Origin of the sequence: uncultured Limosilactobacillus sp. (assembly GCF_934202705.1) — a bacterium.
Lineage (GTDB): Bacteria > Bacillota > Bacilli > Lactobacillales > Lactobacillaceae > Limosilactobacillus.
Genome location: NZ_CAKPYE010000002.1, coordinates 241,049 through 253,082, shown reverse-complemented (window position 1 = coordinate 253,082; position 12,034 = coordinate 241,049). Strand labels below are relative to the sequence as shown.

The 12,034-nt window shown below is 42.8% G+C and carries 10 protein-coding genes; 1 reads left to right on the top strand and 9 read right to left on the bottom strand.

Annotated features, from left to right (window positions below; genetic code table 11):
• Positions 1-425: 425 nt before the first annotated feature.
• From Q0C76_RS02415 to Q0C76_RS02400, 4 genes are all read right to left on the bottom strand, one after another.
• A complete protein-coding gene (locus tag Q0C76_RS02415; protein ID WP_295729260.1) occupies positions 426-2,336 on the bottom strand; it encodes a copper-translocating P-type ATPase in 1,911 nt (636 codons plus the stop codon).
• Complete coding sequence (locus tag Q0C76_RS02410) at positions 2,336-2,707, bottom strand: cupredoxin domain-containing protein (RefSeq protein ID WP_295729258.1); 372 nt, start codon at positions 2,705-2,707, stop codon at positions 2,336-2,338. Before Q0C76_RS02410 ends, Q0C76_RS02415 begins: the two co-directional genes overlap by 1 nt.
• A 141-nt stretch (positions 2,708-2,848) precedes the next feature.
• Complete coding sequence (locus Q0C76_RS02405) at positions 2,849-3,766, bottom strand: hypothetical protein (RefSeq protein WP_295729256.1); 918 nt, start codon at positions 3,764-3,766, stop codon at positions 2,849-2,851.
• A 129-nt stretch (positions 3,767-3,895) separates the two neighbouring features.
• Complete coding sequence (locus Q0C76_RS02400) at positions 3,896-5,071, bottom strand: pyridoxal phosphate-dependent aminotransferase (protein WP_295729253.1); 1,176 nt, start codon at positions 5,069-5,071, stop codon at positions 3,896-3,898.
• Between the two features lie 136 nt (positions 5,072-5,207).
• Between Q0C76_RS02400 and bsh the strand changes: the two genes are divergently transcribed.
• Positions 5,208-6,194, top strand: coding sequence for a choloylglycine hydrolase (gene bsh / locus Q0C76_RS02395; RefSeq protein WP_295729250.1), 987 nt, complete (start codon positions 5,208-5,210; stop codon positions 6,192-6,194).
• 32 nt (positions 6,195-6,226) lie between these two features.
• On the opposite strand, the gene cls is transcribed toward bsh, so the two are convergent.
• The 5 genes from cls to purN form a co-directional block, all read right to left on the bottom strand.
• Positions 6,227-7,726, bottom strand: coding sequence for a cardiolipin synthase (gene cls, locus Q0C76_RS02390; RefSeq protein ID WP_295729247.1), 1,500 nt, complete (start codon positions 7,724-7,726; stop codon positions 6,227-6,229).
• A gap of 82 nt (positions 7,727-7,808) precedes the next feature.
• Positions 7,809-8,504 (bottom strand): 2,3-diphosphoglycerate-dependent phosphoglycerate mutase, encoded by a 696-nt coding sequence (locus Q0C76_RS02385; protein WP_295729244.1) that lies wholly within the window; start codon positions 8,502-8,504, stop codon positions 7,809-7,811.
• A 121-nt stretch (positions 8,505-8,625) separates the two neighbouring features.
• Positions 8,626-9,882: a phosphoribosylamine--glycine ligase gene (purD, locus tag Q0C76_RS02380; RefSeq protein ID WP_295729241.1), complete on the bottom strand. Its 1,257-nt coding sequence runs from the start codon at positions 9,880-9,882 to the stop codon at positions 8,626-8,628.
• A gap of 22 nt (positions 9,883-9,904) precedes the next feature.
• Positions 9,905-11,443 carry a bifunctional phosphoribosylaminoimidazolecarboxamide formyltransferase/IMP cyclohydrolase gene (purH, locus tag Q0C76_RS02375; RefSeq protein WP_295729238.1) on the bottom strand — a complete coding sequence of 513 codons (1,539 nt, stop codon included), beginning with the start codon at positions 11,441-11,443 and terminating at the stop codon, positions 9,905-9,907.
• A 7-nt stretch (positions 11,444-11,450) separates the two neighbouring features.
• Positions 11,451-12,029 carry a phosphoribosylglycinamide formyltransferase gene (gene purN, locus Q0C76_RS02370; RefSeq protein WP_295729237.1) on the bottom strand — a complete coding sequence of 193 codons (579 nt, stop codon included), beginning with the start codon at positions 12,027-12,029 and terminating at the stop codon, positions 11,451-11,453.
• Positions 12,030-12,034: the final 5 nt, after the last annotated feature.

Below are 12,034 nucleotides of genomic sequence, written 5' to 3'. Positions count from 1 at the left end.
CTTTGACCTTCCGATCAAAGACCCTACACATTTGATTCGTCGAAACTTTATTCAGTTTTCAAAGGTCTACCATGCTTGTCTAAAAGTTTTAGAAACAAGCATTTAATATAATATCATGTCATTTGTAACTGGTCAATAGTTAATTTTATCAAATTGATTAATTAACTATTTTCGTTTTCAAAAGACAACTATTATAGTTTAGTAAATCGTTATTAAAATGTCAACCATAAATTATCAACCATTTAAATAACAAGTTGTTGTCCTTGCGACAACGGTTATATACTATAAATTACTTACCACTATTTGTCAACAAGTTCGCCGAACTTTTTTAACTAATTCAAACGCAAAATAACGTGTCCATCATTAATATGAGTTTTTAATCATAAAAAGGAGCTTACCAAATTGGAAGCTCCTTTTTAAAATTATCAGATTTTAGTTTGATTTAACATTAAAGAAGAGGTTACAACCGAGACTGAACTGAATGCCATTGCTAAGGCTGCTAGTTCTGGACTTAAAGTTACCCCGGCCGTTACAAACAATCCCGCCGCCACCGGAATTCCAATGACGTTATACACAAGTGACCAAAATAGGTTGAGCTTAATCCGTTGAAAAGTCTTGCGACTAATTTTTAATGCTCGCACCACCCCGTAAAGATCATTCTGTACCAAGACCATTTTTCCAGACTCAATCGCAATATCAGTTCCTGAGCCCATTGCAATACCGACATCGGCCGTGGTTAATGCAGGCGCATCATTAATTCCATCACCAACAAATGCAACCTTTCCCTTCTTCTGAGCTTGAGCAACATAATCAGCTTTTTCATTAGGCAAAACTCCAGCAATCACTTTCTGAATACCTACTTGCTGACCAATTGCCTGCGCCACCGCTTCACTGTCGCCGGTTAGCATAACAGTATTCAAGCCTTGGTGATTTAGCTCTCGAATTGCTTGGGCACTTGTCGATTTTGGCGAATCCTGAATCGCAATCAACCCGATCACTCGCTTATTCTTCGCCACCATCACAACCGTTTTAGCTTCCGTTTGAAGCTGTTTCCACTGTTTTTCGAAGTTCTTTGATAAATTTAGTTGATCATCTTCGCGCTTTCTTCCGACATAAATTAGTTCACCATTCACTTCGCCTTGGACACCACGTCCACGAATCGCCCGAAAGTTATCTACCCGATCAGTTGAAATATGCTCAGCAGTCGCTTGGCGAACAATTGCATCAGCAAGCGGGTGTTCTGATTGACTCTCTAAACTCGCCGCAATCTTCAAAACTTGCTTCTCATCACCAACAACATTCGTTACCACTGGACGACCGGTAGTAATCGTTCCAGTTTTATCAAAAATAATTGTCTTTAATTGATCAACCACTTCCAATGCTTGACCATTCTTAATCAAAACACCCAATTTGGCTGCGCGTCCTGTGCCAACCATTAAAGCCGTTGGCGTTGCCAAACCTAGCGCACACGGACAAGCAATCACAATGACCGAAACCGCATATAACATTGCATGCACTAGTGAAGCATGTAAGAACACAACCCACACACCAAAAGTAAGAATTGCAATTATCAAAACTGCTGGGACGAACACCTGCGAAATACGGTCAGTCAAATTTTGAATTGGCGCCCGACTGGTTTGAGCTTTTTTAACCATCTCAACAATCTGCGCCAACATAGTATCTTGCCCAACCTTCGTTACTCGAACCGTTAAACTACCATCACCATTAATTGTCGAGCCAACCACTTCATCATTAACCGACTTATTTACTGGCATACTCTCACCAGTTACCATTGATTCATCAACCGTCGACGAACCACTAGTAATCACACCATCAAGTGGGATCTTTTCACCTGGCTTAACCCGTACAACATCTCCGACCTTAATTTGGTCAATTGGTGTCGCAACGTATTCACCATTTTTTAAAACCGAAGCCTGCTTAACTTGAAGGTCTAATAACTTCTTAAGTGAATTGGAAGCTCGGTGATGCATTCGTTCTTCCATCACATCACCAAGCAATACAAATACTGTAATGAAAGCCGCACTTTCAAAATAAACTGCCCGACCAGTAAGCATTGCAATAATACTGTAGCCATATGAAATAATCGTGCCAATAGCAACCAAGGTATTCATATTGGCATTGTGACGTAGAAATGCAGCCCAAGCACTGGTCCAGTATGGCCAGGCGCCGACGATCATGATTACCGTAGTCACTAGAAAAGCTACTAAAGTATGACCTGGCATCATCAAATGAAATGGCATTAAAATCATTTGAATTATTAATGGCAAGCTAAAGACTAACGAAATCCAAAACCGTTTCTGCAAGCCTAGTTTCATTATTTAACAACAACCTTCCCATGAAACATATTCATCCCACAAGCAAAATCGATATCCCCGGCCTGATCAGTCGGGATGTTGACCTGAGTTACTTTTTGCTTTGTTAAATCACGATCAACACCTAATTTGTCAAAAACAACATGTGAAAGACAAGCAGTTGAATCTTTCATCTCAAAGGTCAGAGTCGCGGGAACACCCTTTTTCAGAACTACGGTTTCTGGAGAATATCCGCCTTTGACAACCACCGTTGCTTCCTGGTGATCAGCATGCGCCGTGGCGTTTGCCACTGCCTGTTCATGGCTACCAAAGAACCACCAAATAATCGCACCAATTAATAGTAAAGAAATAATTAAAATCATCATCGTCTGCATCACTGCCACCATCCTTTTTAGTTTACATTTGTAATTTCAATTTGCAAAATTAGTATAAGCCTATCGTTTACAAGTGTCAACGATAAATTAATAAAAAATGACTAAGCTCATCGCTTAGCCATTTTCAATTTATTTAGAAGATTACTTTTGACCAGTTAACTCCTCAACTGACTTGAAGGTTCCATTAAATGCCGCTTCTAGATCTTGACTCGGTGCTGCTTTGTGGTAGTAAAGCGCTGCGGCAGCGTAGGCTACTGGTAGCCAGGCAACTAATCCGAGAAATGCCACAATAAAGCCAAACCAAATCCAGAAGTTAGTGGCAGTGTAAATTCCGTAATAACCTAAACCACTAAAAATTGCTAACCAGATCACAATTGGCAGGACAATTGTCACGATCGCAACCAGCAACAGATTCCACTTCAAGCCCTTCATAAACCGCTTGCTGGCCGTTAAAGCATGCCGCATTGATTGCCCAAGGAAATCCGGCCGCTTTACCCGATAGACAAAATATGCTTGGGAATATTGTAACGACTTCCAAACTACTAAAATCAAATTAACAACTCGACAAATAATGACCACGACTTGGTTACGCGCAAAGATCCCAGCCACAATGTCTAATGGTAATGTCCAAAGGAACATAAATAATCCAATATATAACGCCAGTCGCCATAATTGGTTTTTATTTAGTCGCTTATACTGACCCCAAACACTCGCCGCAGTAACTTTGTCGTCCGGATTATGAAAACGATCTAAATAGGCATACTGAATGGCAACCTGGATAAACCCATAGAAGAAGTTCACTGCCAAGATTAGGCCAAGTGCAACCAGCATTTCTAAAAGACCCAACCCAATTGCTCCGGCTGAAGCCATCCCATACATCACCATCATGATATTCATCATAATTGAGCTTGAGATTCCCCGAAAGAAGTACAGCAAAATTGCACTCAGTGCAATGAAGATAATAAAGAAGCCACCAACAGGCCAAAGAGCATTGAAATATTCGCCCTTCATACTGGACTTTAATTCACTGATAAAATCCTTTAAAGAAACTTTTTTCATTCTTTTCTCTCCTCTAATTAAAACTATGTTTAATCATAGCATAAGTCATCGCACTAAACATAACAAAACACGGTTGGTTTCTCAACCGTGTCGCAATTGTTTTAAATAAAATTCGTAATTTAGTCACATTTACTCTTGATGGTTTTGACAATACTTAGCAAGGCGCTCCATGGCAACCTTGATCTTGTCTAATGCGGTTGCATAGCTAAACCGCATGTAGTGTTCGCCACCCTTACCAAAATAGGATCCGGGAGTGGCGGCCACTTTCGCCGTTTTTGCCATATCATATGCCAGATCTTCATCATTTTGATCAAGATAAGCTGGAATCCGCGCAAAAATATAGAATGCTCCTTGAGGAGCTGTACACTGCCACCCCATCTTTTGCAAAGCCGCTTTCATCACATCACGACGCTTAATATAAGCCTGTTCCATTGGTTGGTAATCAGTTCGCCCGTTAGTAAGGGCTTCTTGAGCAGCGTCTTGAACAAACGTTGCGACATCCGTAACCGCAAAAGCGTGAACTTTAAAAATCTTCGCTACCACATCTTGAGGTGCTGCTAGGTAGCCAACTCGCCACCCAGTCATCGCATAGCTCTTGGAAAGCCCATTAACCAGGATCGTTTGCTCCGGCAACGCTTTGGTGATGGAGGCAGCTTCGCCAGCATACCAAAGTTCGCTGTAAATTTCGTCCGCTAAAATAAAAATATTCTTGTCGCGCACTAAATCAGCAATCGCATCTAACTCTGCCTGGTTCATCGCCACACCAGTTGGATTGGAAGGATTAACTACCACAATCGCCTTCACTCGGTCACCATATTTATCCAAATATGGTTTAAGCAATTCTGGAGTTAACCGGAAATTAGCTGGTGAGGTATCAACTTCGACCGCGGTTCCGCCAGCGATGGCCACGTCAGCAGTATAGATAGAAAATGTTGGTGTTGGAACCAGCACCACATCACCAGGATTAACAATCGCGTTTAATGCCGCAAAAGCGCCTTCAGTTACCCCATTAGTTACCAAAATCTGTGTCTTGGGATCGTAGTCCACCCCCGTTGTATCTTTAAGATAATCACTGACTGCTTTCAAAAGCCCAGCAGTCCCGCGTTGTGGCGCATAATGAGTATGATTGTCATTAATTGCCTGAATTCCGGCTTGTTTAATGTGTTCCGGAGTATTAAAATCCGGTTCCCCAATCGTTAACTGAATTATGTCATCAATCGTACTCGTAAATTGTGAAAAATCAAAAATCTTTTGACTAGGAACATTCTGTAACGTGTCCCGCATGTGTTTACTCATATCAACCATCTTGACATCCCCTTCATAAAATAAATGATTAGCCACTAACTTTATTATAAAGCAATTAATTTCTTGTTGACAAAAAACCGACTATAATAAATTGAAAGCGTTGCAAAAGCACGCTTAACGGAAAGGATGTCTTATTATGTGTACAGCCCTTAGTTTTTCAGTTGCTCACCATCATTACTTTGGTCGGAATCTTGATCTTGAATTATCATACGGACAGCAAGTCATAATCACCCCACGGAATGACCCGTTTCATTTTCACGAAGTTGATGACCTCGATCATCACTACGCGTTAATTGGCGTTGCTGCTGTAATGGATGACTATCCGCTCTACTTTGATGCTGCCAACGACCAAGGGTTAGCAATGGGCGGCCTCAATTATCCAGGAAATGCCTACTATGCCACTAGTCAAGCAGGTCGCAAGAACGTCGCCTCTTTTGAATTAATCCCGTGGGTGTTGGGGCAATGTACAACCATTGCTGACGCAAAACAATTATTAAAAGACGTCAATATTACTAATCGGCAATTTAGTTCCGATCTACCAACTTCGCCGCTCCATTGGTTAGTTGCTGACCAGGACCACGCCATTGTCATCGAAAGTGACCGTGATGGCATCCACATTTACGATAATCCCGTTGGCGTTCTCACTAACAACCCGCCATTTCCTGAGCAACTCTTTAATTTAAATAATTACCGAACCCTTTCTGCCAGCACACTACCTAATACCTTCGCCAAGCAAATCAGTCTCAATGACTACAGTCGCGGCTTAGGAAGTCGTGACCTCCCCGGTGGAATGGATGCTGAAAGTCGTTTTGTCCGAGCAACATTTAACAAATATAATGCCCACTGGAATTCTCAAGACGAAGTTGCTAACATCACTCAGCTTTTTCACATTATGCACGCCGTAGAACAACCTAGTGGTCTCGACCAAGTCGCCAGTAATCCTGCTAAGTTTGAATACACGATTTATACGGTTGGCTATAATTTAGACCAGGGATTACTTTATTACACAACCTACACCAATAATCAAATTAATTGCGTTGATATGCACCAAGTTAACTTGGAAGGTCAGCAGCTGATTGCCTATCCATTCGTCAACCACCAGGCAATTAATCACATTAACTAAAAAATAACCACCTTTGAAAAAGTGGTTATTTTTTACAAAATTGGCGAAAGCAGTCGTGAAAAGTCTTCTTTAAATTGGTGCCATTTAGTTTGTTGAGCAAAGTATTCGGGTGTTAACAGGGTTGATTGTTGTAAATCATGTTCAAAGGCCGAGCGAAGCTGATTACATAATTCTTGACTATAGCAAAACGCGTTCACTTCAAAATTTAGGCTAAAGCTCCGGTAGTCCATATTGGCAGAACCAACTGATGCAAGGGTTCCATCAGCCACCACCGTCTTGGCATGGATAAAACCGTGATCATACTTATATACCTTAACCCCGTTACTAACTAAATACTTCGCGTAATATTCAGTTGCCCGATAGACGAAGGGATGATCCGGCTTACATGGGATCATCACCCGAACATCAACCCCGCTATGGGCAGCAATAATTAGCGCTTCTAAAACTGACGGTTCAGGGATCAAGTATGGGGTTTGAATATAAACATACTTGGTTGCCCGACTAATCAAATTTTCATAGCCACGGCGAATGGCAAACCGCTGATTATCCGGTCCCGAAGATACAATCTGCATGGGCACAAATTGTTCTTCAATTGACTGCTGAACGGTGGGACGATTAATTTTAAACTGGTCAAAAGTTCGATCCAAATTCATTTTAGCTAAGTTGGATCGCCGACAGCTGGTGTTCCAATCCATTGAAAAACGAACTTCCATCACCTGAGCCGCTTGTCCGCAAACCCGGAGATGCGTATCCCGCCAGTAACCAAATTTCGGTGACAGTCCCAAATATTGATCACCAATATTAAACCCGCCAATATAGCCAACTTGATGGTCAATAATGACCAATTTACGGTGCAAATGGTAGTTCATGCGCGGAGTCATAAACCAGTGAGCAGGTGCCGAAACAAAGGGCTGGGCCTCGCCACCCAATTCACGCAAGTGATCAAAAAAGCGTGGCCGTGTTCCTCGCGATCCGCTCGCATCATAGAGTACCCGTACTTTAACTCCTCGCGCGGCGGCCCTCTCTAGGGCGGTCAGGATTCTTTTCCCTAACTTATCATTATAAAAAGTGTAATATTCTAAGCTAATCATCGATTCCGCGTGGTTTAGGTCATCGATTAAATGGGCAAACTTAACGTGACCATCCGTAAATAAAGTAACCCGATTATTAAAAGTTATGAGCGCTTCGCTATTATTCATCAACGCCCGAACCATCATGCGGTCTTTCGTGTTTTTGATTGCTACTGGCAAGAGCTGGTGCTGATTAATCAAGCGGTGTTGTCTCTTTAAAAAATATTCTTGCACCTTTTGATCTTCTGCCCGCATTGTAAAAATATCGTCATGCGCTAATTGTCGACCAAAAATTAAATAAATCATGAAGCCCACCACCGGAAAAACTGATAATACCAGTAGCCATGCCCAAGTTGACGCTATATCACGGCGACTTCTGAACACCGTCCATACTGCAAACCCAATGTTAATCAGCCATAGCAGTTCAATTAACCGCCGAATCACGTCCCATGTCCAAACCATTTGTGTACCCCTCTCTTGATCACCATCTATAAAATAAGAGGCTGAGTTTCAACCCAGCCTCTTTATTAATCACTAATGATGATTAGTCAATATCGTACTTTTCCTTGCTTAGCACGTTTAATTTATCATCGAACGTGTAAACCACTGGTTGACCAGTTGCCATTTCTAAGTTCATGATATCTTCATCTGAGATTTGTTCGATGTACTTAGAAAGTGCCCGCAGTGAGTTCCCATGGGCTGCAATGATGACATTTTTATTATCCAAAAGCTTTGGTGCGATTTCATCTTGCCATAATGGAATGACCCGTTCCAAAGTAACCTTCAAGTTTTCACCACCAGGAATTGCCCGTGGATCTAAGCTGGCATAACGACGATCCTTAGCAGCAGAACCTTCATCATCAGCACTCAACAATGGTGGTAACACATCGTATGAACGACGCCAAATATGTACTTGTTCATCACCATACTTTTCAGCGGCCTTCTTCTTGTTATGACCTTGGAGTGCACCATAGTGACGTTCGTTTAAACGCCACGTCTTAAATTCTGGAATCCAAAGTTGGTCACATTCTTCCAAAGCATAATGTAAAGTCTTGATGGCCCGCTTCAAAACTGAAGTGTAGGCATAATCAAATTGGAGACCGTGTTCAGCAATCGCCTTCCCGGCAGCCTTGGCTTGTTCAACACCCTTTTCACTTAAATCAACATCAACCCAACCAGTAAATTGGTTTGAAAGGTTCCATTCACTTTGACCGTGACGAATTAATACTAATTTAGCCATGTTCAATTGACCTCTTTCTTCTTAAATATCGCAATAAAATGCATTACTTCAATATTTTAATCCATTCGGAAATAAATTCCAATAGTTAGACCCTGGTTGTCAAAATTTTTATTCATTTAAATTATTTTAGACCTGCTTTTGTTCCAATATCATGGCGGTACTGACATTGCTTCCACTGATGTCGTTCTAAATACTGGTAAACCTGGTCGTGGGCTTCTTGTAACGAAGGTGCCTTCGCCAAAACCATCAATAAGCGTCCGCCGGCCCCTTGCAGATGATTGAGCGTTCCTGTCACGTTAGCGAAATCAATCATCACATCGTTGGTCTGCGGTAATGTTCCTAAACTCTGCCCATGCACCGGCTGTTTTGGATAACCCTCAGCCGCCACAACCACCCCAAAGGTTGCCTGAGCACTCACTTTAATTTCAGGAAGCGGCTCGTCATTAACCACCGCAGTCACTAATTCATATAAGTCAGTTGTTACCCGTGGCAAAATTACCTGAGTTTCCGGATCGCCTAATCGAACATTGTACTCAATGACTTTGGGGCCAGCTGTCGTCATGATTAGTCCAATATATAAGATGCCATGATAGTGGTAATTACCAGCCACTAATCCTTTGACGGTGGGCTTCACCACTTCATTGACCATTCGCTGATAATCAGCAGGAGCTAACTGTGGCAAAGGACTATAAGCGCCCATTCCACCCGTATTGGGCCCCCGATCACCATCATAGGCTCGTTTATGATCCTGGGCCATTGGCAAAATCCGGTAATGACCATTGCTAAGGACTAAAAACATTGAATATTCCGGTCCCATCAAACATTCCTCTAAAACGAGCCGTGATTGACCATTAGCAAACATTTCTTCAATCGTTCGCCCAGCTTCTTCGCGATTTTGAGCAATCACTACTCCCTTACCACCAGCGAGGCCATTTTCCTTAATGACCAATGGAAAACCGAATTCATCTAACCCATTTAATGCCGCTGTCTGATCACGATAGCTATGATGCTTCGCTGTCGGTATTCCATAGTGATCCATGAAGTTTAATGCGTAATCCTTTGATCCCTCAAGCTGGGCCGCACGTGCCGTGGGACCAAAAATTTTCAAACCAGCCGCCTGAAATTCATCGACAATTCCTTCCACTAAGCTATCTTCAGGTCCAACCAACGTCCATGCAATGGCGTGACTTTTTGCAAACTGGATTAAATTTGGAAAATCATTCTCAGCAATTGCGACGGTTGCCACCCCAATTGATGCCATGCCGACATTGCCCGGGGCACAGTAAACCTGTCGAACGTGGTCACTCGCTTGCAATTTTTTAGCAATGGCAAATTCACGCCCACCTTCACCAACTACCAAAACGTTTTGTTGTTCCATTTTGCCATCCTTTCAAACTATTTTAATGCCGAAAATGCCGAATGCCTGTCGTTACCATTGCAATTCCGTACTTATTCGCCATGTCGATTGATTCCTGATCCCTGATTGAACCACCTGGTTGAACAACAGCCTTGATGCCGTGCTGACCAGCAAATTCAATGCAATCACCAAACGGGAAAAACGCGTCTGAGGCCATTACCGCCTGATCATCGATGGCATCGCCAGCATGCTTGACGGCAATCTTCAACGAATCAATCCGGTTTGGTTGACCTTCACCAACCCCCAGCGTTCGTTCATTGTTAGCAATCACAATTGCATTGGACTTGGCATGCTTCACGGCTTTCCAAGCAAACATTAACGACTGCAGCTGGCTTTCTGTCGGCTTGGTTTCAGTCACACATTGCCAATCGTGAGCATCTTCAGTGAGCACGTCTTGGTCTTGCATCAATAAGCCACCCATCACTGAAACAACTTCTCGTTTAGTTGCTTCGTCCCGCTTGCTGAAGTCTACGGTGAGCAGACGGATATTTTTCTTTTTAGCAAGTAAGTCATAAGCATCGTCATCAAAACTTGGTGCAATCACAATTTCCAAGAAAATCTTATGCATCCGCTCAGCCGTTGCTAAATCCACCGGTCGGTTGAGGGCAATGACCCCACCAAAAATGGAAACGGAATCAGCTTCATAAGCCCGTTGCCATGCTTGTTCAATCGTGGTTCCGCGTCCGATCCCACAAGGGTTCATATGCTTCATCGCAACTACGGCTGGCTGTTCAAATTCCCGAATGCACCTCAGGGCCTCGTCTGCGTCCTTAATGTTGTTATAAGACAATTTCTTACCGTGAAGTTGGCGTGCTGCTAGTACGGAGTAATCCTTTGGTAACGCATCCTCATAAAGCCATGCTTGTTGATGAGAATTTTCACCATACCGCATTGTTTCCTTCAAATCGTAAGTTAACGTTAACTTTTCTGGATCCGCCAACCCTTCGCGTTGCGTTAAGTATTGAGCAATTAACGCATCATAGGCTGCGGTGGTCCGAAAGGCCTTTGCCCCCAATTTTGCACGGGTTTCTAAAGTGGTCGAACCGTTCTCCTGAATTTCCTTTAAAACCTGATCGTAATCGTTAATATCCGTAACAACCGTCACATCCCGATAATTTTTAGCAGCCGACCGCACCATTGAAGGACCACCAATATCAATATTTTCAATTGCTTCTGCTAAGCTAACGCCAGGCTGTTCAATGGTTTGTTTAAATGGATAGAGGTTCACGCAGACCAGATCGATTGGCGTGATCTTTAATTTTTCCAAAGTTGCCATGTGGGCAGGCATTTCCCGACGTGCCAATAAGCCGCCATGGACATATGGATTGAGGGTTTTGACCCGACCGTCTAAGATTTCTGGGAAATGTGTAACGTCTTCAATGCTAATGGTCCTTACGCCAGCATCTTCTAAAACTTGCTTGGTCCCACCGGTGGACACAATTTCAAATCCAGCTTTCACTAAGTCCTGGACAAATGGTACTAAATTGGTTTTGTCAGAAACACTTACTAACGCACGCTTCATTGGTAATCTACTCCTTTGTTGTTAACTGACTTAAAACTTGCTTCACTGCTTGAGGATACAAACGGTGTTCCACTGTATGAACCCGCTTCTCGAGTTCTGCTAGTGAATCATCCGGGTAGATCGGTACCCGCTCCTGCATAATGATCGGTCCCGTATCTAACCCACTGTCAATAAAATGAACCGTCACGCCAGTTTGTTGGACCCGATCGTGATATGCCCGCTCAATTGAGTGCAAGCCTGGATATTCTGGTAACCACGCTGGATGCAGATTAATGATCCGCCCTTCATAATGATCCAGAATCGTCGGTCCCACCACCCGCAGATAACCCGCAAGTAGAATTAGGTCAATCTTTTGGGATTGCAGTAATTTTAAAATTCGTTGTTCATATTTTTCCTTGTTTCCAGCCGCTTTCACAGTCCAACTATAGGCCGGGACATTTAAACGATGCGCTCGTTCAATCACATGAGCATCCGGATGATCACAAAATAACAGCGTGACCTCTCCGGACAATTGTCGGTTTTGAAATTGTTTGGCCAATTCTTCAAAATTGGTTCCATTCCCGGAAGCAAAAATTGCAACTCTCATTTTCA

What these genes read in the sequence shown, in the direction of transcription:
- Q0C76_RS02415 (WP_295729260.1), bottom strand. Translation starts at nt 2,336, where the DNA reads ATGAAACTAGGCTTGCAGAAACGGTTTTGGATTTCGTTAGTCTTTAGC.
- Q0C76_RS02410 (WP_295729258.1), bottom strand. Translation starts at nt 2,707, where the DNA reads ATGCAGACGATGATGATTTTAATTATTTCTTTACTATTAATTGGTGCG.
- Q0C76_RS02405 (WP_295729256.1), bottom strand. Translation starts at nt 3,766, where the DNA reads ATGAAAAAAGTTTCTTTAAAGGATTTTATCAGTGAATTAAAGTCCAGT.
- Q0C76_RS02400 (WP_295729253.1), bottom strand. Translation starts at nt 5,071, where the DNA reads ATGGTTGATATGAGTAAACACATGCGGGACACGTTACAGAATGTTCCT.
- bsh (WP_295729250.1), top strand. Translation starts at nt 5,208, where the DNA reads ATGTGTACAGCCCTTAGTTTTTCAGTTGCTCACCATCATTACTTTGGT.
- cls (WP_295729247.1), bottom strand. Translation starts at nt 7,726, where the DNA reads ATGGTTTGGACATGGGACGTGATTCGGCGGTTAATTGAACTGCTATGG.
- Q0C76_RS02385 (WP_295729244.1), bottom strand. Translation starts at nt 8,504, where the DNA reads ATGGCTAAATTAGTATTAATTCGTCACGGTCAAAGTGAATGGAACCTT.
- purD (WP_295729241.1), bottom strand. Translation starts at nt 9,882, where the DNA reads ATGGAACAACAAAACGTTTTGGTAGTTGGTGAAGGTGGGCGTGAATTT.
- purH (WP_295729238.1), bottom strand. Translation starts at nt 11,443, where the DNA reads ATGAAGCGTGCGTTAGTAAGTGTTTCTGACAAAACCAATTTAGTACCA.
- purN (WP_295729237.1), bottom strand. Translation starts at nt 12,029, where the DNA reads ATGAGAGTTGCAATTTTTGCTTCCGGGAATGGAACCAATTTTGAAGAA.